The sequence below is a fragment of the Amycolatopsis sp. WAC 01375 genome (genome assembly GCF_003947325.1).
Lineage (GTDB): Bacteria > Actinomycetota > Actinomycetes > Mycobacteriales > Pseudonocardiaceae > Amycolatopsis.
The window spans coordinates 59,613-78,387 of the sequence record NZ_QHHW01000051.1 but is presented as its reverse complement, the minus strand read 5'-3'; the positions used below and the strand labels follow the sequence as shown (position 1 = coordinate 78,387).

Annotated in this window: 20 protein-coding genes; 11 read left to right on the top strand and 9 right to left on the bottom strand. The window is 69.4% G+C overall.

Annotated features, from left to right (window positions below; translation table 11 throughout):
• Positions 1-291: 291 nt before the first annotated feature.
• From DL991_RS33305 to kstD, 5 genes are all read left to right on the top strand, one after another.
• Positions 292-1,215 (top strand): tol-pal system YbgF family protein, encoded by a 924-nt coding sequence (locus DL991_RS33305; protein WP_125788352.1) that lies wholly within the window; start codon positions 292-294, stop codon positions 1,213-1,215.
• 60 nt (positions 1,216-1,275) lie between these two features.
• Positions 1,276-1,791 carry a helix-turn-helix domain-containing protein gene (locus DL991_RS33300; RefSeq protein ID WP_125788322.1) on the top strand — a complete coding sequence of 172 codons (516 nt, stop codon included), beginning with the start codon at positions 1,276-1,278 and terminating at the stop codon, positions 1,789-1,791.
• 48 nt (positions 1,792-1,839) lie between these two features.
• Positions 1,840-2,358, top strand: coding sequence for an SRPBCC family protein (locus DL991_RS33295; RefSeq protein WP_125788321.1), 519 nt, complete (start codon positions 1,840-1,842; stop codon positions 2,356-2,358).
• Entirely contained in the window at positions 2,358-3,395 is a 1,038-nt protein-coding gene (locus DL991_RS33290) for an LLM class flavin-dependent oxidoreductase (protein WP_125788320.1), read from the top strand. The genes DL991_RS33295 and DL991_RS33290 overlap by 1 nt, the downstream gene beginning before the upstream one ends.
• A 131-nt stretch (positions 3,396-3,526) precedes the next feature.
• Positions 3,527-5,275 (top strand): 3-oxosteroid 1-dehydrogenase, encoded by a 1,749-nt coding sequence (gene kstD / locus DL991_RS33285; RefSeq protein ID WP_125788319.1) that lies wholly within the window; start codon positions 3,527-3,529, stop codon positions 5,273-5,275.
• Between the two features lie 94 nt (positions 5,276-5,369).
• Here kstD and DL991_RS33280 read toward each other — a convergent pair whose 3' ends face one another.
• Together DL991_RS33280 and DL991_RS33275 are read right to left on the bottom strand one after the other, a co-directional pair.
• Positions 5,370-6,344 (bottom strand): DNA-binding protein, encoded by a 975-nt coding sequence (locus tag DL991_RS33280; RefSeq protein ID WP_125788318.1) that lies wholly within the window; start codon positions 6,342-6,344, stop codon positions 5,370-5,372.
• A 17-nt stretch (positions 6,345-6,361) separates the two neighbouring features.
• Positions 6,362-6,832: a DUF1772 domain-containing protein gene (locus DL991_RS33275; protein WP_125788317.1), complete on the bottom strand. Its 471-nt coding sequence runs from the start codon at positions 6,830-6,832 to the stop codon at positions 6,362-6,364.
• Between the two features lie 37 nt (positions 6,833-6,869).
• On the opposite strand from DL991_RS33275, the gene DL991_RS33270 reads away from it, so the two are divergent.
• Positions 6,870-7,478 (top strand): TetR/AcrR family transcriptional regulator, encoded by a 609-nt coding sequence (locus DL991_RS33270; RefSeq protein ID WP_125788316.1) that lies wholly within the window; start codon positions 6,870-6,872, stop codon positions 7,476-7,478.
• Positions 7,479-7,519: 41 nt separating this feature from the next.
• Positions 7,520-8,071: a TetR/AcrR family transcriptional regulator gene (locus tag DL991_RS33265; RefSeq protein ID WP_125788315.1), complete on the top strand. Its 552-nt coding sequence runs from the start codon at positions 7,520-7,522 to the stop codon at positions 8,069-8,071.
• A 105-nt stretch (positions 8,072-8,176) separates the two neighbouring features.
• Here DL991_RS33265 and DL991_RS33260 read toward each other — a convergent pair whose 3' ends face one another.
• A complete protein-coding gene (locus tag DL991_RS33260; RefSeq protein ID WP_125788314.1) occupies positions 8,177-8,869 on the bottom strand; it encodes an IclR family transcriptional regulator in 693 nt (230 codons plus the stop codon).
• 229 nt (positions 8,870-9,098) lie between these two features.
• Between DL991_RS33260 and DL991_RS33255 the strand changes: the two genes are divergently transcribed.
• Positions 9,099-10,496 (top strand): serine/threonine-protein kinase, encoded by a 1,398-nt coding sequence (locus DL991_RS33255; protein ID WP_125788313.1) that lies wholly within the window; start codon positions 9,099-9,101, stop codon positions 10,494-10,496.
• Here DL991_RS33255 and DL991_RS33250 read toward each other — a convergent pair.
• The 3 genes from DL991_RS33250 to DL991_RS33240 form a co-directional block, all read right to left on the bottom strand.
• Positions 10,471-11,328, bottom strand: a complete 858-nt coding sequence (locus DL991_RS33250) for an LLM class F420-dependent oxidoreductase (protein ID WP_125788312.1) — start codon at positions 11,326-11,328, stop codon at positions 10,471-10,473. The genes DL991_RS33255 and DL991_RS33250 overlap by 26 nt on opposite strands.
• 26 nt (positions 11,329-11,354) lie before the next feature.
• Positions 11,355-12,545: a cytochrome P450 gene (locus DL991_RS33245; RefSeq protein ID WP_125788311.1), complete on the bottom strand. Its 1,191-nt coding sequence runs from the start codon at positions 12,543-12,545 to the stop codon at positions 11,355-11,357.
• A 144-nt stretch (positions 12,546-12,689) separates the two neighbouring features.
• The gene (locus tag DL991_RS33240; protein WP_125788310.1) at positions 12,690-13,214 is read right to left on the bottom strand and encodes a GNAT family N-acetyltransferase; all 525 of its coding nucleotides are present in this window, start codon (positions 13,212-13,214) and stop codon (positions 12,690-12,692) included.
• Between the two features lie 78 nt (positions 13,215-13,292).
• Here DL991_RS33240 and DL991_RS33235 point away from each other — a divergent pair, with 78 nt between their 5' ends.
• The 3 genes from DL991_RS33235 to DL991_RS33225 all read left to right on the top strand — a co-directional run bounded on the left by DL991_RS33235 (position 13,293) and on the right by DL991_RS33225 (position 15,142).
• A complete protein-coding gene (locus DL991_RS33235; RefSeq protein ID WP_125788309.1) occupies positions 13,293-13,661 on the top strand; it encodes a helix-turn-helix domain-containing protein in 369 nt (122 codons plus the stop codon).
• An 80-nt stretch (positions 13,662-13,741) separates the two neighbouring features.
• Entirely contained in the window at positions 13,742-14,338 is a 597-nt protein-coding gene (locus DL991_RS33230; protein ID WP_125788308.1) for a TetR/AcrR family transcriptional regulator, read from the top strand.
• Between the two features lie 33 nt (positions 14,339-14,371).
• The gene (locus DL991_RS33225; RefSeq protein ID WP_125788307.1) at positions 14,372-15,142 is read left to right on the top strand and encodes a glucose 1-dehydrogenase; all 771 of its coding nucleotides are present in this window, start codon (positions 14,372-14,374) and stop codon (positions 15,140-15,142) included.
• A 3-nt stretch (positions 15,143-15,145) separates the two neighbouring features.
• Here DL991_RS33225 and DL991_RS33220 read toward each other — a convergent pair whose 3' ends face one another.
• Genes DL991_RS33220 through DL991_RS33210 form a run of 3 tightly spaced genes read right to left on the bottom strand, consistent with a single transcriptional unit; the run spans position 15,146 to position 18,775 of the window.
• Positions 15,146-16,936: a thiamine pyrophosphate-requiring protein gene (locus DL991_RS33220; RefSeq protein ID WP_125788306.1), complete on the bottom strand. Its 1,791-nt coding sequence runs from the start codon at positions 16,934-16,936 to the stop codon at positions 15,146-15,148.
• Positions 16,937-16,965: 29 nt separating this feature from the next.
• Positions 16,966-17,466, bottom strand: a complete 501-nt coding sequence (locus DL991_RS33215) for a hypothetical protein (protein ID WP_125788305.1) — start codon at positions 17,464-17,466, stop codon at positions 16,966-16,968.
• Positions 17,467-17,479: 13 nt separating this feature from the next.
• Complete coding sequence (locus tag DL991_RS33210; protein ID WP_125788304.1) at positions 17,480-18,775, bottom strand: NAD(P)/FAD-dependent oxidoreductase; 1,296 nt, start codon at positions 18,773-18,775, stop codon at positions 17,480-17,482.

The window sequence follows — 18,775 nt, the reverse complement described above, 5'->3', positions numbered from 1 at the left end:
ACGTGGGGTGAGCAAGCCGGGAATGCGATCATTCGTGCAAAAGAAAGAGATTCCGCACGTGCATATTCCGGTGAATGAAAATAGCCAACCGTTCGGCGGAGTGCATCGGTATTTGTCGTGGTTAGCATCATTGTGCGTCGTTCGCGTATTCCAGGAGATCGGCGTTGCTCCGTCCTGGACCTTGACGAGCTTGATCGTTGTGGATCGGGAGGGAGCGATAATGGGCGTACGAATCACCGTCACCATTCCGGTGCGTCGACCAGGCGCGTCGCCGTGATCGACCGGTTGCCGCTGCGCGTCGGGCGGCCCGATATCGACCGGCTGGAGGGCGTCATCGCCGCGCTCCGGGCGCGCGACTACCGGGAAGGCGGCGGGTCCTGCCGGGAACTGCTGCGCGTGCTCGAGCCCTATGGTTCGGCACTGCGACGGGGAATGATGTCCGATCAGCTGGCCAGGCGGCTGGCGGGAGTGGTCGCGGATCTGCACAACCTGAGGGGCTGGACGGAATTCGACTCCGGCCGCCCTGTCCGGGCGGAGCGGCACTTCCGCTGCGCGCTCGGGCTCGCGGCGGAGGCGGGCAACGACGACCTCGTCGCCAACGTCCGTTACCGGCTCGGCCGGATGTATCTGCATCATCGCACTCCGGCGGAGGCGCTCGAGCAGTTCGGTCATGGGCAGGTCGCGGCGCGCCGGGCGGGAAGGTCGTTGTCGCAGGCGATCCTGTCGGCGAACGAGGCTTGGGCTTATGCGCTGCTCGGTGACGTGCGCCGGGCGCTGGACAAGCTTTCCCTTGCCCCGGAACAGTTCGCGGAGTCCGTCGGGGACGCGGTCCCGTCGTGGTCCGCCTTCTTCACGGCCAATGACCTCGCCGCGATGATCGGCACGGTGCGCACCGAACTCGCCAGGCTCGTCGACGTCCGGCACAGCCGGGAGGCCATCCCCGCACTCACCGAGGCCATCGACGGCTACGGCCCGGACATGGTGCGCAGCCGGTCGCTGACGATGATCTGGCTGGCGGTCGACCACGCGCTGGAAGGCGACCTCGACCGCGCGGCGGAGGTCGGTCTCGCCGCGATGGAGATCGCGGACGGAATCCGTTCCGCCCGGACACTAGACCGTTTGCGGCCGCTGTCGGAAAGCGTGCGGAGGCGGGTGGGTGACATTAATGCACGGGATCTTCTTGACCGGATCGCAACATTTCGGGCCAGCGCCTGAGCGTCGGAGAATAGGTGGAGGAATGACCGGATCAATTTCGCCGGGCGTAGGCTCGCGGGCATGAAACGGACTTCGTTCGCGCAGTGGCCGTGTTCGATCGCGCGCACCATGGACCTGCTCGGCGACTGGTGGACGCCGCTGGTCCTGCGGGAGGCCTTCTACGGGATCCGCCGGTTCGACGAGTTCCAGCAGGAGCTCGGTATCGCGCGGAACACCCTCGCCGACCGGCTGCGCCGCTTGGTCGGGGAGGGGCTGCTGGAAAAGCGCGCCTACCAGGCCGACCCGGTCCGTTACGACTACGTCCTGACCGAGAAGGGCGCGGATTTCTACGGTGTGCTCGCGGCGATGTCGCGCTGGGGCGACCGCTGGCTCGCCGAGGAGGCCGGGCCGCCCATCGCCCTCCACCACGAGACCTGCGGGCGCGATACGCACGCCGAGGTCGTCTGCGCGCACTGCGCCGCGCCGCTCACCGCCGAGAACACCCGTGCACGACTGGGGCCCGGCTACCCGCCGAAGCTCGCGAACCGGCCTGACGTGGTGCGCCGCTTCGCCGCGCAGGAGGGTTTGACAACGTAAGTCCATCTACGCAACTATCGAGGTCACGAGCACGGGAGGGCGACCACGATGGAGTGGACGGGCGCCAAGTACGCCGACAAGCCGACGGTCGAGGTCGAGGCCTGGGTCGACGCCGATCCGAAGCAGGTCTGGTCGATCGTCTCCGACGTGCGGCTGATGCCGGAGATGAGCCAGGAAGTCCGATCGGTCGAATGGTGCGATGGCGCGGCCGGTGAAGCCACGGTCGGCAGGCGGTTCGTCGGCCGCAGCAAGCACGATTCGTTCGGCGAATGGGAGACGACCTCGTACGTCGTCGAATGCGAGGCGCCGCGTGTCTTCGCCTGGGCGGTGCAGGATCCCGAAACGCCGACCGCGGTGTGGCGCTTCACGCTGGAATCCGAGAACGGCGGCACCAAGCTCCGGCAGTGGATGCAGATGGGGCCGGGGCGGTCCGGGCTTTCGCTGGCCATCGACCAGATGCCGGACAAGGAGCAGAAGATCGTCTTCGTCCGGTTGCGCGAGTTCGAGAACGCGATGACCGGGACCCTCGCCGCGATCAAGGAGCGGGCAGAGGCCGGCGGCGCCTGATGCGGACGGCGACCACGGTCGAGGCCTCGCGCGGCCGGCGTGAAACGCTGGACTTCGTGCTGGAGGCGGAAAAGCTCGGTCTCGACGACTGCTGGGTCGCCGAGGCGTGGGGTTCGGACGCGCCGTCCGTACTCGGCTACCTCGCCGCGCGGACCGAGCGGATCCGCCTCGGCTCGGGGATCATCCAGCTCGGCACCCGGACCCCGGTGGCGATCGCGCAGGCCGCGCTGACGCTCTCGGACCTGTCCGATGGCCGGTTCGCCCTCGGGCTCGGCGCTTCGGGGCCGCAGGTGATCGAGGGCCTTCACGGTGTTTCGTTCGCCCGGCCGCTGACGCGCATGCGGGAGACGGTCGCGATCATCCGTCAGGCGTTCGCGGGGGAGAAGATCTCGTTCTCCGGCAAGGAGTTCGAGATCCCGCTGCCGGGTGAGAGCAGGCCGATGCGGCTGTCGGCCGCGCCGAACCCGGACATCCCGATCTATCTGGCGACGCTCTCGCCGAAGCTGCTGGAACTGACCGGCGAGATCGCGGACGGCTGGTTGGGCACCAGTTTCGTCCCGGAGGGCGCGGAGGCCTACTTCTCGCATCTCGACGCCGGACTCGGGAAGTCGGGCCGGTCGCGGTCGGATCTCGAAGTCTGCCAAGGTGCCGAGGTCGCCTTCGCCGCGGACGAGGACGAGTTGCGCGGGATGGTCGCCGGCCGCAAGGGCGAACTCGCGTTCAGTCTCGGCGGGATGGGTTCGGCGAAGACGAACTTCTACAACAACGCCTACAGCAGGCAAGGCTGGGCCGACGTCGCCGCCGCGGTGCGGGAGCGCTGGCAGTCGGGCGACCGGGAAGGCGCCGCCGCGCTGGTGACCGACGAGATGGTGCTCGGCACGACGCTCATCGGCACCGAGCCGATGGTGGCGCGGCGGCTGCGCGTCTGGCGTGACGCGGGGGTCGACACGGTCCGGCTGTACCCGGCGGGGGAGACGGTCGCGGATCGGCTCACCACCCTCGGCCGCGCGCTGGACCTGGTCCGCGCGCTGGGCTGAATGCCCGCGCCGGTTGAGGTGACCGGCCGAGCGAAGCCGGTCCTGCCTGCTCCAAGCGGGTAGAACTTGTTTCACTTTCGTCGTCGGCTGGAGAACATGACCTCGCTCGATCCCCCACGCGAGGAGGATTCATGAGTCCCGATTTCCGCCTTTCCCGGCGTCAGGTGCTGCGCGGTACGGGGATCGCGCTCGCTTCGGGACTGCCGTTCGCCGGGACGGCGTCGGCCGAGGCCGCGGTGCTCGGCGAATACGACGTCGTCGTGGTCGGGGCGGGCGCGGCGGGGATGACCGCCGCGCTGACCGCGGCCAGACGCGGACTCAGTTGCGTGGTGCTGGAGAAAGCGGCGAAATTCGGTGGCTCGGCCGCCCGTTCGGGGGCGGGGATCTGGATTCCGTGCAATCCGGTGCTGGCCGCGGCCGGCGTCCGCGACACCCCGGAGCAGGCCGCACGGTACTTGGCCGCCGTGGTCGGCCCGTCGATCCCCGCCTCGCGGCAACAGGCCTTCCTCGCCAACGGCCCGGCGATGCTGTCGTTCGTGATGGCCAACAGCCCGCTGCGGTTCCGGTGGATGGAGGGCTACAGCGACTACTACCCGGAACTGCCCGGCGGGATGCCGGACGGCCGCTCGATCGAGCCCGACCAGCTCGACGGGAACATCCTCGGGGCCGAACTGGCCAACCTGAACCCGCCCTACCTCGCGACGCCCGCGGGGATGGTCGTCTTCAGCGCCGACTACAAATGGCTCGCGCTGGCCGCGGTCAACCCGAAAGGCGCCGCGGTGGCGGCGGCCTGCCTCGCCCGCGGCACGGCGGCCGCGCTCGCCGGGCAGAAACCGCTCACCATGGGCCAGTCACTCGCCGCGGGACTGCGGGCGGGGTTGCAGCGTGCCGGTGTCCCGGTCTGGCTGAACACGCCGTTGACCGATCTCGTCATCGAGAACGGGAAGGTCACCGGCGTGACGGTCGCGGCGGGTGTGGTGAAGGCCCGGCGCGGTGTCATCGTCGGCTCGGGCGGATTCGAGCACAACGCCGCCATGCGGGCGGAATACCAACGCCAGCCGATCGGTACACAGTGGACGGTCGGCGCCCGGTCGAACACCGGAGACGGGATCCTGGCCGGAAAACGTGCCGGAGCCGCACTGGACCTGATGGACGACGCCTGGTGGGGACCGGCGATCCCGCTGCCCGGCGAACCGTACTTCTGCCTCGCCGAGCGGACCCTGCCCGGCGGGCTGATGGTGGACGCGGCGGGCAAGCGATTCGTCAACGAGGCGGCGCCGTACAGCGACGTCGTGCACACGATGTACGACCGGAACCCGACGTCGCCGACCATTCCGGCGTGGCTGGTCGTCGACCAGCACTACCGCAACCGGTATCTCTTCCGTGACGTCGCACCGCTGCTGCCGCTTCCCAGCGAGTGGTACTCGGCGGGCGCGGTCAAGAAGGCGTGGACCGTGGAGGCGCTCGGCACCGCGATCGGTGTCCCGCCGCAGGCGTTGCGCGCCACGGTCAACCGGTTCAACGGACAGGCACTGTCCGGTGTGGACAGTGACTTCCGCCGGGGCGCCAGTGTCTACGACCACTACTACACCGACCCGCACGTCCTGCCGAACTCGTGCCTCGCCCCGCTCTGGGAGCCGCCGTTCTACGCGTTCAAGATCGTCCCTGGCGACCTCGGCACGAAGGGCGGGATGCGCACCGACGCGCGGGCGCGGGTCCTGCGGGCGGACGGCTCGGTCATCGCCGGCCTGTACGCCGCCGGGAACGCCAGCGCGGCGGTGATGGGCAACAGCTACGCGGGCGCCGGTTCGACGATCGGGCCGGCGATGACCTTCGGGTATGTCGCGGCGAACGACCTCGCCGAGCAGGCTGTGGGCTGAGGGTTCGCTGACCCGGTGCTCCCAATGTGGCATTGGGGACGCCGAGTGTCCCCAATGCCACATTGGGAGCACTCGCAGTGCGGCTCCCGCGCGGTCACTCGCCCGTGAGCTCGCCTTCGACGAGCTGGACCGCGATGATGGCGCCGAACGCCAGGAGATGGACGAAGCAGTGGTCGGTGTACCCGCCCGCTCGCCAGGTCTTCACGTCGGTTTCGGTGATCCGGCCCGGCGCGACGCCGGCCAGCACGGCGAGTGTGGCGCCCGCGCGGTCGGCCGGGTCCAGGGCGGCGAGGGAGTCGGTGAGCCGGCCGCGGTCGCCGTCCAGGGCGGATCGCCGATGGCGCGCGATCGTTTCACGCACGACGGACTGGGCCGGTTCGGACAGGAGGCCGCCTCCGCGCTCGGCCGCGCGCGACAGCGCGGCGTAGGCGGGGCCGACCGCGCTGGTGCCGGCCCACGCGGGTAGTCCGGTGGACGGGACGTCGTCGAGCAGGGAAAGGCTGTCGCCGTTGGTTCGCTCTCGGTGTATCGCGCGGGCGATCGGCGCGCCGTCGAAGGCGGCGGGGACGTCATCGCGCATGGCACCCGGAAGGAGCTTTTCGTTCAGCAGTACCAGGACCATCCGATTGATGAAGTGCAACGCGAGTGCCGTTCCGAGGTATTCCGGTGCTTCTCGGGCGGGGAAGGGCTGTGGTCCGCCCGATCGCGCCCAGCGGGCGAGTGCGGCGAGGTCCTCGTCCGCCGGTTCCTTGCCGTGTTCCAACGCGTCCGCGGCGTCCTCGCCGCCTGCCAGGCGCAGGAACACCAGATGCCCGGCGGTGTCGTAGGCGCAGTCGTTGCGCTGTGAAACGGATACCGTGACGATCTCCTTGCGCCATCGGGGAACCGCGCCGGCAACGAGCGACTCGCGCAGCAGCGCCCAGCACGGGGCGAGCAGTTCCGGCGCGGGGGAGAGCATCCGGACCGCCGGCCCGATACTGCTGAACTCGGTGTCGACTTGCCGGTAGACGTCGGCGACCGGGCCGGTCGCGTCCTCGGGGGAAATCGGCGTGATGTGACGGAAGAGCATGGTGGGGACCTTTCGGGTCAGTGCACGCGGTCGAGTCGTGAAGCGACGATGATGAGCACGAAAGCGGTGAGCGCGGCGACGGTTCGGATGACGTTGTAGGTCTCCCAGCGATCGAGGATCGCCGCGTGGTCGGCGGGTGCCGAGGTGACGGCCCAGACCTTGATCCGGCCGTTGATCGGGACGTTGCCGAAGCGGGTGACCAGAAACGACGTCACGACCAGGACGGCGGCGATTCCGGCCAGTCGCCGGGTCCGTCCGCGGTTCAGGAAGGCGAGCGCGGCGGAGCTGAGCGCCGCGAGCGCCATCGCGGTCTGCATGACGACGCCGTTCCGCTGCATGAGCGCGGAGTGGAAGGTCAACCGCACGTCGAGCGGGACGACGTCGAAGGTGGCCGCGACATTGACCACGCCGTAGCCGAACGCCCCCGCGAGCAGACCCGTCGACGAGAGGGCGATGCCGGTGACCAGACCCGACCTTAAATTTGACATGCTGTCAAACATAGCGGCCTGCGTTAAGCTTGACAACATGTCTGAGATAGTCGCGGGCCGTCGGAGGCGACGGCGGACCGATGCCGACCGCAGTGCCGCCTCGATCCTCGCCGCCGCCAAGGAAATCCTCGGTACGCGAGGTGCCGCGAGCGTCGAAGACATCGCGACAGCGGCCGGGGTGAGCAGGCAGACCGTCTACGCGCACTTCAAGACCCGGGAAGCGCTCCTGAGCGCGGTGATCGACGCGGTGTCCGAGGAAGCCGCGAACGAGATGGACGCCGCGCGTCTCGACGAAGGTCCCGCCGCGGACGCCCTGCTGCGCTTGCTCGGCGTCGGGTGGCGGACGTTTCGGCGCTATCCCCTGCTGCCCGCCGGCGCCGCCGAAGAGAACGACCCCGAGGCCGACCGGGCCCGTCATTCGGCGGTGTCCGATCATCTGGACCGGCTGCTCACCCGTGGCAAGGCGTCGGGGGAATTCGACCAGGCACTCGGGAACCCCTGGCTCGTCGACGCGATCGTGGCGCTCGGCCATTCCGCCGGACAGGCTGTGGACGCGAAGCAGATGACGTTCGAGGACGGTGTCGACGCGCTCGCCGAGAGCGTGCTGCGGCTCTGTGGTGCTCACGGGCGGTCCCGGACCGGTTAAGGTGGGGCGTTCGCGTGGCATCAAGGGCTGGGGGGTCCGCCATGATCATCAAACGTGCCTATCACCACGGGGATCTCCGACGTGCGCTCGTCCTCGCCGCACGGGAGCTCCTCGTCGAACGAGGTCCCGAGGGGGTGAGCCTGCGCGGCGCGGTCGCGAAGGTGGGCGCGTCCACCGCGGCGCCGTACCGGCATTTCCGCGACAAGGACGCGCTGCTGGTGGCGGTCGCGCTGGAAGGGCATGCCGAGTTGCAGGGTTGCCTGCGTGGCTGCGGCGCCGGGACGGTGACCGTGCTCGGGCATTCCTACCTCGGCTTCGCACTGGAGAATCCGGCGTTGTACCGCCTGATGGCCGGTGCCGGAATCGGGGACCGCGCCGCGTATCCGGAACTGGCCGAGGCGCATCGGGCGACCTGCGCGGCGCTGGCCGACCGGGTCGGGGAGCGGCACGATCCGGGCGGGTTCGCCGTCACGCTCTGGTGCTTGCTGCACGGGCTGGCCACACTGGTGATCGACGGCCACGTCGAGCGCGGCTCCGCCGTCGCGGAAGCCGAACGCAGTCTGGCGCTGCTTCGCCCAGCCGGAAGTGCATGAAGGCCCTGAGCGTCCACCTGACACGACACTTTTGACTTTCGGCTTCCGAATCAGGCACTTCCGCGCCGGAAAGTGTCCCTTGTGGACAGTTGAGCCCGCCGCGGCTCACTGACCGTCCGTACCGCTCACGAGGTGAGCGAGCGCGGCGCTGAACGAGCGCGCGGTGCTCGCCAGTCCGGCGACCGCGGAAACCGGGTCGCGGTGGACGGGGACGACGGCGGCGAGGGCCGCGCCGACCCGGCCGTCCGGGGTCCTGATGCCGACGGCGGCGCAGCCGAGCCCCGCCGTGATGGTCTCCGACTCGGCGGCGTAACCGGCCGCGCGGATCTCCAGCGCGTCGGTGTCCGGTTCGGCGAGCGCGGAGTGGTGAGCGGCGAGGAGCCGCCCGGCGGCGGTCCCGGGCGGCAGCGGGCTGCCCGGCGACACGGGCACCTCGTCGGCGGGCAGGACGGCTCCCGCCGCGACCAGCGCGCGGCCCTCTCTCGGGACCACGAGCACCAGGCTCGCGCGCATCCGCGCCGAAAGCACCGGCAGCCACTCCTTGGCGATGTCGCGGATTTCGGGCTGCCAGAACCGCCCGAGCCGGAACACCCGCGAACCGATCCGGTAGCCGCGGCCCGCCCGCTCGACCGCGCCGAGGTCGGCCAGCTGGTCGAGGAGCCGGTGCACGGTGGTCTTCGGAAGCCCGGTGGCCCGCACGAGCTGGGTCAGCCCGGCTTGCCCGCCGCGCTCGTTGAGTGCTTCGAGCAACGCGAACGCGCCTTCGAGCACGCCGCGTCCGCCGATGGTTTCCCGCATCGCCGACCTTTCCCGAAAACAGGCCACACCGGAGAAGTAAAGTGCGCCCACGGCAGGCCGGGATACGAACTTCCGGGCAGCCGTTGGGGCGGGGTTCCGCTGAACGGCCCAGCAGGCGACGTGACCGACACCGCCCCGGAAACCACCCTGCCGGGTCCTGCCTCCCGGCACGTTCCTGGCATGCTGGCAAGGTTCGCGCGAACATCACAGCTCCAGGGGGACGTCGACAATGGAGGAGATCCGCCGCCTCGCCGACCGGTTCGATCTCATCGAGCCCGTCGGCGGTGGCTCCATGGGCACCGTGTGGCGGGCGCGCGACGAGAACCTGGAACGCATTGTCGCGATCAAGGAACTCCTTCTGCCGCACGGTGCCGGTGAGCAGAAGGCGGACGAGGCCAAGAACCGCGCGCTGCGCGAGGCCAGGATCGCCGCGCGGCTGGTGCATCCGCACGCCATCACCGTCTTCGGCGTGATCGACGAGCAGGACCGCCCGTGGATCATCATGGAGTACCTGCCGTCGAGGAGTCTCGCGGACAAACTGCGTGACGGGCCGATGGAGGTCGACGACGTCATCCGCCTCGGCATCCAGCTGTGCTCGGCGCTGGCGGCCGCGCACCGCGCCGGCATCGTCCACCGCGACATCAAGCCCGGCAACGTGCTGCTCGGCGAGGACGAGACCGTCAAGATCACCGACTTCGGGATCTCACGGGCGATGGGCGACGTCCAGCTCACCGCGACCGGCGAGATCTCCGGCACGCCGGCGTTCCTGGCGCCCGAGGTGGCTCGCGGCGAGGACGCCACGTCCGCTTCCGACGTGTTCTCGCTCGGCGCGACGCTGTACACGGCGCTCGAAGGCGGGACGCCCTATGGCACGGCGGAAAACCCGATCGCGTTGCTGTACCGCGCGTCGAGCGGCGAGATCACCCCGCCGGTCAGGTCGGGGATCCTGACGCCGCTGCTGAACCGTCTTCTCGACGTCCGGCCCGACAGCAGGCCGACGATGACCGAGACCGAACGAGAACTGCGGGCGTTGGCGGCGGGGGAGCCGACGACCCTCGTCGCCGAAGAGCCGCCACCGAAGGCGCGCAAGGGAATGCTGATCGGCGTGATCGCCGTGTTCCTCGTGCTCGCGGCGGCGGCCGCCGCGGCCGTGGTCGTGGTGCTCACCCGCGGTGACGACACTCCGTCGGGCACGGCGCCGCCGCAGGGTTCGCAGTCACAGGTCGTCACCCCGACGTCGTCGGAGCCGGTCGCGCCGCCGCCGTCTCCGGCGCCGTCCTCGACGGCGCCCCCGTCCTCGTCGTCCTCGTCCGCGCCGCCTCCGGCGCAGACGCCGGGACAGGCGCTCGCGGCCTACTACGCGCTCATCCCGGGGAACCTCGAGGCCGGGTTCGCGACGTTGACCGACAACTTCAAGACGAACAGGAAACAGAGCTTCGAGCGGTACTCGAGCTACTGGAGGCAGTACAGCGCGGTGACCGTGTCGAACGTGACCGAATCCGGGAACACGGTGTCGGCGACGCTCACCTACGTCAAGGCCGGCGGCGGCACCACGACCGGGCGGGAGACCTTCGTCCTGGTCCAGCAGAACGGCCGGTACCTCATCGACTCGCAGCGGACAGGCTGAGTTTCCCGGCGAGGCGCTGAAGCCAGGCTTCGACCTCGTCGGGGGAGCGGTCCGGGAGGCCGAAGATCGTCTCGGTGACCCCGGCCGCTTCCAGTTTGGCCAGGTTCTCCGGATCGGGACGGACGCCGAGTGCCGAGATCTCCGGTTCGCCGGCGCGGCCCGCTTCGTGCCAGATCTCGCGCAGCCGCCGTGCCTTGTCCTCGATGTCCGTGTCGCCGGGGGTGGTGAGCCAGCCGTCGGCCGACTTCGCGATCCAGCGGAACGTCTTCTCCGTCCCGCCCGCGCCGACGATCACCGGGATGTGTGCCTGAGCCGGTTTCGGCCACGCCCAGCTGGCGCCGAACGAAACGAACTCGCCCGCGTACGAGGCTTCGTCCTGTGTCCAGAGCGCGCGCATCGCTTCCACGTACTCGCGCAGAACCGTCCGCCGTTTGCCGCCCGGGACGCCGTGGTCGGCCAGCTCGTCGACGTTCCAGCCGAAGCCGACACCGAGGGTGACCCGCCCGCCCGAGAGGTGATCAAGGCTGGCGATCGTCTTGGCGAGCGTGATCGGATCGCTCTCGACCGGAAGGGCCACCGCTGTCGCGAGCCGGATCCGGGTGGTCACCGAGGCAGCCGTGGCCAGCGCGACCCACGGGTCCAGTGTGCGCAGGTAGCGGTCGTCGGGGAGCGACGAGTCGCCGGTGCGCGGATGCGGCGCTTCCCGTTTGACCGGGATGTGCGTGTGCTCGGGTACGTGGAAGGCGTCGAAGCCCGCGGCTTCCGCCGCCTGTGCGGCGGCCGCCGGGGTGATGCCCCGGTCGCTGGTGAACAGCACTATCCCGTGTCTCACAAGCGGCCACGTTATTAGAACGTGTTTCAGTTTGCAACCGTAGTCCGCAGCTTGACCGGCAGGGCGTTCAGTCGCCAGGTGCCCGGGTCCGGGATCCGCAGCGGGCCGCCGTCGAGCGCGAGATCGGGAAACCGGCGCAGCAGGGCGGTGAGCGCGACTTCCGTTTGGGCTCTGGCCAGTGAAGCGCCGAGGCAGAAATGCGGCCCGTGGGCGAACGCCAGATGCCAGGCCGGTCCCGCCGCGCGGCGGATGTCGAAGACGTCCGGATCGGGGAACGCTCGCGGATCCCGGTTCGCCGCGGCGACCGCGACGGTAACAGGTTCTCCTTCGGGGATCAGGACGTCGCCGATCCGCACGTCGGTGGTGGTGAACCGGGGGATCGTCAGCAACTGCGGGCTCTGCCAGCGCATCACTTCCTCGACGGCGCCGGGCATGAGCGCCGGATCGTCGCGGAGTTCGGCCAGTTGATCGGGGTGGGAGAGGAGGATCTCGACGGCGTTGGCGATGAGATTGCCGGGCACCTGACCGCCGAGGACGAGCTGCCAGACCAGGGCGACCAGTTCGGTTTCGCCGAGCCTGTCGCCGTCTTCGGCCTGGATCCGGAGCAGTTGCGAGACGACATCGTCGGCGGGCTGGAGCTTCCGGTCCTCGATGGCGGCGAGGGCGCCCTCGACGATTCCCGGGACCGCCTTCGCGAGCCCTGCCCCGTCGCCCGCCGAGATCAGGGCGCCGTACTCGCGCCATCGCGGGCGGTCGGCGGCGGGGATGCCGACCAGTGCGCAGATCACGTCGACCGGCAGTGGGCGCGCGAAGGCGGTGACCAGGTCGATGTCGGTTTTGCCGTCGAGGCCGTCGAGGAGGTCGTCCACGAGCCGCTCGATTCCCGGGCGGAGGGCGGCGGCCTTGCGCGGCGTGAACGCGGGGGCGACCAGCCGTCGGAGCCGGAGGTGTTCCGGGCCCTCGACCTCCTGCATCGTCCGCAGGTAGGGACGGCAGTGGTCGGGGACGTCCATGCGCTGGTAGCTGTCCGGGCTCAAGGCGAAACGAGGGTCGCTCAGCATCTTCCGCGCCTCTTCGTGGCGCAGGACCGCCCACATCGCGAATCCCGGCGCGACCAGCTTGGCGGCCGGGGAGCGCTCGCGGACCGGACCGTAGGCGGTGAACGGGTCGTGCAGGACCTCGGAGTCGGTCAGGAGGATCTCGGGAACGTCGGACAAGGCGGGCCTCCCAGTTCGAATGCTGACACCATCTGAATGATGACGGTATCTCGATTCGGGGGCGAGAGCAATCGCGCTGGGTGAGAGGAGGTTCGATGGCCCGGCTGAGCGGGGCCTCGGGTGAAGTGTCCCGCGTGGACGTTGTTAGACGATGTCCGTGTGGCGGATCCGGTACACCTGCAGGCGAAGCCCGTAGTACTTGTCGGTTTCCCCGACCCAGTTCATCCCGAGCCGTTTCGCGGTCGCGATGGCACGGGTGTTGTTCGGCCGCGCGACGGCGAAGAGTTCGTCCGTGTCCTGGGTGAACGCCCAGCCGATCAGGGCGCGGGCCGCCTCGGAGGCGTACCCCTCGCCCCAGGCGTCCGGATGCAGCTGCCAGCTGATCTCCAGGTCCTCTTCGTACGGGGGCAGCAGGTGGATGCCCAGCCCGCCGACGACCGCGCCGTCCTCCTTGCGCCGCACCGCCCATCTTCCCCGCGGGGGCACGAGATTCGGCTGCGCCTGCTGCCAGGCCTGTAGCACCGAACGCATGGCCGCCGCGTCGGTCACCCGGTCCATCGCCGGGGTGAGCCACCGGGTCACGTCGGTGGTGCCGTAAATCGCCAGTGCGGCTTCGGCGTCGTCCTCGGACCAATCACGGACGACGAGCCTTTCGGTGGTCAAGTCCATGACAGAACGTTACGCGCACAGATGGGTTCATGGGGTGTCCGGATCATGACAAGTCGGCAACCCGCGTACCTTGGCTTCATGCGCGCCGACGCCACGACGACCCCCGAACAGGCCTGCCCGATCGCCCCGGTGGTCGACCTCGTCTTCAGTCGCTGGACCACGCCGATCCTGTGGGCGCTCAACGAATTCGGCAGGCAGCGGTTCGTCGAACTGGAGCGGCGGATCGGCTCGATCACGCCGAAGGTGCTGACGCAACGCCTGCGGCAACTGGAACGCGACGGCCTCCTTACCCGGACCTATCACGCCGAGGTGCCGCCCCGGGTCGAGTACGAGATCAGCGATCTGGGCAGGAGCCTCGCGCCGTTGTTCGCGACCCTCGCGGATTGGTCGACGGAGAACCTGCCGAAGGTGGAGAAGGCCCGGACGACTTACGACTCCGCTTCCTGAGCTTCCCCCCCGCAAGTAGGTGACTAGTTGCGAGGATCGCTTTCTTGACCGATCGGTCCAGATGTGGCTAAGCTCCCCTCATGTCCCGGGTGAAGGAATTCGACGTCGACGCGGCCTGCGACGCCGCGCTGGAATTGTTCTGGCGGCAGGGGTACGAGGCCACCTCGGTCAGCGACCTCGTCACCGAGCTCGGCATCGGCAAGGCGAGTCTCTACGCGACGTTCGGCACCAAGCACGAGCTGTACCTGACCGTCTTGAACCGCTACATCGCCAGGGGGAACGAGCGGTTCGTCGAGGACTTCGCCGGGCCTGGGCCCGCGCTCGCCGGGGTGCGGCGGCTCATCGACCGCTATCTCGCCGAAATACTCGGGGAATCGGGACGCAAAGGCTGTTTCGTGGTCAACGCCGCCATGGAGATGATGCCGAGGGATCCCGAGGTCGCGAGGGTCGTCGAGCGCAGCTGGGACGCGCTCGAGCTGGCCTTGCGGATGGCGTTGAGCCGGGCCAAGGCACAAGGCGAGCTCGCCGCCGCCGCCGACCCCGAAGCGCTGGCCGGCTTCCTGCTCACCGTCCTGCAGGGGATGCGGGTGATGGGCAAGGGGCCGGATCCCGCGGCGCGGGCCCGTGCGGCGGCGGGGCAGGCCATCGCGGTTGTCGAAGCCGCTCGCAAGCACTGATACTAGAACGACCGGACCAGAAAGTTGGGTACTGTGGGTAGTGCAGGGAAGCGATTCAGCGGCAAGGTCGTCCTGGTCACCGGAGGCGGTTCCGGGATCGGCCGCGCCACGGCGACGGCTTTCGCGCGTGAAGGCGCTCAAGTCGTCGTTTCGGGCCGGGACGGCGAGAAGCTACGTCAGACGGTGAAGGAGATCGAGGTCGAGGGTGGCACCGCCGACGCGGTGACCGCGGACGTGGGTGTCGGTGCCGACGTCGAGCGTCTCGTCGCCGAAACCGTGCGGCGGCACGGCAAACTCGACATCGCGTTCAACAACGCCGGCGTCCTCGGCAGTCCCGCGCCGACGGCGGATCTCGACGAGGACGGCTTCGACGCGGTCGTGCGGACGAACCTCACGGGCACCTGGCTGTCCATGAAGCACGAGATCGCCCAGATGCGGGCGAACGGCGGCGGAGTCATCGTCAACATGGCGTCCAACATCGGCTCGCACCACCGCTTGCCGGGAATGGCCGCCTACGCGGCCTCGAAGGCCGCCGTGGACGTGCTGACCCGCACGGCCGCCCGCGACCACATCGCCGAGGGCATCCGGATCAACGCGGTCAGCCCCGGTGCCACCGACACCGGCATGTCGTTCCGGCCCGGCGAGACCGAGGCCGACCGCGCCGAACGGCTCGGCGCGGTCATCCCGATCGGCCGGATCGGCGCGGTCGAAGAGATCGCCGCGGCGGTCCTCTGGCTGGCCTCCGACGAGTCCGCGTACGTCGTGGGGCACGACATCGTCCTCGACGGCGGCGCGAGCGCCTGAGGGTCAGCGGCGCGAAGGCAGCAGTTCCTGCATCTTGGTCTTGATCCCCTGCGTCACCATGTGCCAGGCGTCGGGTTCGCCCTTGAGGACCGCTTCGGTCATCGACTTCATCTGCTCGATGGTGGCGTGCGGCGGGATCGGGGGCACCTCGGGATCGCAGCGGACGTCGAGCACGGTCGGCACATCGGTCGACAGCGCGACGTCCCATGCTTCGCCGAGCATGGCAGGATCGTCGACGGCGATCCCGCCGAGGCCGACCTCGAGAGCGAAGTCCGAATAGGACACTTCCGGCAGGCTCTGCGACGGCTCGAACTTCGGCGAGCCGCCCATGGCCCGCAGCTCCCACGTGACCTGGTTCAGGTCGCCGTTGTGGAACACGCAGATGACGCATCGCTGATCGGACCACAGTTCGCGGTACCGGGCGATGGTCAGCAGTTCCGCCATCCCGTTCATCTGCATCGCGCCGTCGCCGACCAAGGCGATCACCGGCCGGTCGGGATGGGCGAACTTCGCGCCGATCGCGTAGGGGACGCCGGATCCCATCGTCGCGAGGGTCCCGGAAAGCGTACCCCGCATCCGGCCGCGCATCCGGAGATTCCTGGCGTACCAGTTGGTTGCCGAACCGGAGTCGGCGGTGACGATGGCGTCTCCGGGGATCCGCTCGGACAGTTCGTGCACGATCCGCATCGGGTTGACCGGGTCCGCCTCCAGCATCGCCTGGCGGGTCACCGTCTCGTGCCAGTCGCCGACGTCCTTTTCGATCTTTTCCCGCCAGCCAAGGTCGGTTTTGCGCTCCAGCAACGGAATCAGCTGTTGCAGTGTGCCCTTCGCGTCGCCGAGCAGGTTGACCTCGGTCGGATAGCGCAGCCCGAGGAACCGGGGATCGATGTCGATCTGGACGGCGCGGGCCTGGCCGAATTCCGGCAGGAACTGCGCGTACGGCATATTCGAGCCGACGATCAGCAACGTGTCGCAATCCCGCATCATCTCGTACGTCGGCCGCGTGCCGAGCAGGCCGATCGAGCCGGTGACGTACGGCAGATCGTCGGGCAGGACATCCTTGCCCAGCAACGCTTTCGCCACTCCGGCGCCGGTGAGCTCGGCGACCTCGCGCAGTTCGGTGACGGCGTTACGCGCGCCCTGCCCGACCAGGATCGCGACCTTCTCACCCGCGTTCAGCACCTCCGCGGCGCGGGCGACCTCCTCCGAAGGCGGGATGACGCTGGCCCGCGGATGGTCGGGCGGGGAGGACGGCACGTGCTTGAACTCGTGCCGCGGCGGGTGGTAGGTCTCCTCCTGCAGATCCGCCGGGATGATCAGCGCCGTCGGCGCGCGCTGCGCGATGGCCGTGCGGAGGGCCCGGTCGAGCGCGTTCGGCAGTTGTTCGGGGACGTTCACCTCGACGAGGTACTCACTCGCCACGTCCTTGAACAGTGCCTGGAGATCCACCTCCTGCTGGTAACTGCCGCCCATCGCGCTGCGCGCCGTCTGCCCGACGATCGCCACCACCGGCACGTGGTCGAGTTTGGCGTCGTAGAGACCGTTGAGCAGGTGGATCGCCCCCGGGCCGGACGTCGCCATGCAGACACCGGGCCGTCCGCTGAGTTTCGCGTACCCGACGGCCGCGAACGCCGCCATCTCCTCGTGGCGTGTCTGCACGAAGCGAGGGTTGTTCTTCGCCGCGCCGAACGCGCTCACCAGCCCGTTGATCCCGTCCCCGGGATAGGCGAAGACCTGCTCCACGTCCCATTCGCGCAGCCTGGTCAGAACATGGTCCGCAACGGTTTCGCTCATGGTCGCCGGATACCGCCGCCCTCCGGCGGCTAAACGTCCTCGAGGATCTTGGTGATCCCCGCGACGACATCCGGATGCCCGAGAGTCAGCGGCGGCGGCAGCCGGTTGTACGGTTCGCCGGTGCTGTGGGGGAGGACGTCCACCGCGGTCCCGGCGGAGCGCACCCGGTCGGCCAGTTCGGACGACCCGTCCGGTACCGGGTCGATCAGCAGGACGTGGGACGCGGCGCCCGGGTGTCGTTCGGCCAGCCGGAGCGCGTCTCCCGCCGCCTCGCCGGCGGCCACGACGTCGATCGGCGGGCCGCCGGGTTCCGCGTCACCGAGTACGTCTTCGGCCTGGCTGAGGGCGCCGTCGACCGGCAGCCGGCACCAGATCACCTGACGGTGGGCCGCGAGTGGCCGCCACGTCGCCGGGAGTTCGCCGTGTTTGGCCTCGCCCGCGGGGTCGAGGACCAGGAGCTTCGCCCCGCTGTCGCCGTCGATGACCACCGAGGGGCCTTCGGCGCGGGCGGAATCGGTTTCGGCGGTCATGGTCGTCTCTCCTCTAGCAGTTCGTGCGGGGGAGTTCGGGGGAATCCGTGTCCAGCGGCACCGAACCCGATCGTACGAGTCCTAATTGGACTGTCTGCCGCTTCGTCACCGCTTCGAGCGCCCAGTCGGTGGCGGTGCGCAGCCGGTTGCCTGGCATGGCCAGCAGATGGTAGCCGCGGGTGACCGCCTTGGCGGCGAATCCGGAAAGCGGGATGTGCAAGGGATTCGCGGCGGCCTGGCGGGCGCCGAGGTCGACGACGAATCCGAGATCGTGGTGCCGGTAGGTGCCGTGTGAACCGTGCCCGAGCGAAGCGGCCACGTTCCGCCCGGCGAGTTTGCCCTGCCGTTCGGCGTGCTGAGCCGTCATCGCCGTGTATTCGCCGGGCCTGGTCAGATCGGGGACGGCGGCCGCGTCTCCGCACGCGTACACGTCACGTCGTCCGGGGACGTTCAGCTGCGCTGTCACGACGAGCCTGCCCTTGGCCGTCTTCAGTCCCAGATCCTCGATCAGCGGATCCGGCCGGACCCCGACGCACCACACGAGGGTGTGCGTGGGCACGGATTCACCGGAGGTCAGCGTGACCCCGTTTTCGCCGGCGTTGTCGATCGAGGTCTTCATGAGCACCTCCACGTCGCGTTCCCGCAGCACCTCGTCGGCGGTGTCGCCGAGGCGCCGGTCGAGTTCCGGCAGGACACGTTCGGCCAGGTCCAGCAGCAGCCAGCGGATCTTCTGATCCTTCAGTTCGGGATGCCGGGCGGCGAGCGCGGCGGTGAACGCCGGCCCCTGCGCGGCGACCTCCGTGCCGGTGTAGCCGGCGCCGACCACGACGAACGTGCAGCGCGCGTCGCGTTCTGCCGGATCCTGCGCGGAAGCGGCGAGTTCTATCTGGCGGGTGATGTGGTCCCGCAAATAGAGGGCCTCGGGCAGACCACGGAAGCCGTGGGCGTACTCGGGCACACCGGGGATCGGCAGCAGCTTGTTGACGCTGCCCGCGGCGAGCACGAGGCGGTCGTAGCCGAGGGAGTGTTCGCGGTCCTCGGGGTCGACGTAACTCACGCTGCGGCCGTCGAAGTCGACGGATCTGGCGGTGCCGAGCACCAGCCGCACACCGCGCAGCGTGCCGGGGATGGACACCGAAATCCGCCTTGGCTCAAGGATTCCGGCGGCGACTTCGGGCAGGAGGGGGAGATAGAGGAAATAGTCGGTCGGGTTCAACACGACGATCTCCGTGTCGTCGCCGACCGATTTGAGGAGGGTTTTGGCCGCGTTGTAGCCGGCGAACCCGCCTCCGATGATCACCACGCGCAT

Coding starts and splice junctions, on each gene's coding strand:
- DL991_RS33215 (WP_125788305.1), bottom strand. CDS start 17,466: ATGACCGCCGAAACCGATTCCGCCCGCGCCGAAGGCCCCTCGGTGGTC.
- DL991_RS33300 (WP_125788322.1), top strand. CDS start 1,276: ATGAAACGGACTTCGTTCGCGCAGTGGCCGTGTTCGATCGCGCGCACC.
- DL991_RS33240 (WP_125788310.1), bottom strand. CDS start 13,214: ATGGACTTGACCACCGAAAGGCTCGTCGTCCGTGATTGGTCCGAGGAC.
- DL991_RS33230 (WP_125788308.1), top strand. CDS start 13,742: ATGTCCCGGGTGAAGGAATTCGACGTCGACGCGGCCTGCGACGCCGCG.
- DL991_RS33295 (WP_125788321.1), top strand. CDS start 1,840: ATGGAGTGGACGGGCGCCAAGTACGCCGACAAGCCGACGGTCGAGGTC.
- DL991_RS33210 (WP_125788304.1), bottom strand. CDS start 18,775: ATGCGCGTGGTGATCATCGGAGGCGGGTTCGCCGGCTACAACGCGGCC.
- DL991_RS33255 (WP_125788313.1), top strand. CDS start 9,099: ATGGAGGAGATCCGCCGCCTCGCCGACCGGTTCGATCTCATCGAGCCC.
- DL991_RS33270 (WP_125788316.1), top strand. CDS start 6,870: ATGTCTGAGATAGTCGCGGGCCGTCGGAGGCGACGGCGGACCGATGCC.
- DL991_RS33260 (WP_125788314.1), bottom strand. CDS start 8,869: ATGCGGGAAACCATCGGCGGACGCGGCGTGCTCGAAGGCGCGTTCGCG.
- DL991_RS33290 (WP_125788320.1), top strand. CDS start 2,358: ATGCGGACGGCGACCACGGTCGAGGCCTCGCGCGGCCGGCGTGAAACG.
- DL991_RS33235 (WP_125788309.1), top strand. CDS start 13,293: ATGCGCGCCGACGCCACGACGACCCCCGAACAGGCCTGCCCGATCGCC.
- kstD (WP_125788319.1), top strand. CDS start 3,527: ATGAGTCCCGATTTCCGCCTTTCCCGGCGTCAGGTGCTGCGCGGTACG.
- DL991_RS33265 (WP_125788315.1), top strand. CDS start 7,520: ATGATCATCAAACGTGCCTATCACCACGGGGATCTCCGACGTGCGCTC.
- DL991_RS33275 (WP_125788317.1), bottom strand. CDS start 6,832: ATGTCAAATTTAAGGTCGGGTCTGGTCACCGGCATCGCCCTCTCGTCG.
- DL991_RS33280 (WP_125788318.1), bottom strand. CDS start 6,344: ATGCTCTTCCGTCACATCACGCCGATTTCCCCCGAGGACGCGACCGGC.
- DL991_RS33220 (WP_125788306.1), bottom strand. CDS start 16,936: ATGAGCGAAACCGTTGCGGACCATGTTCTGACCAGGCTGCGCGAATGG.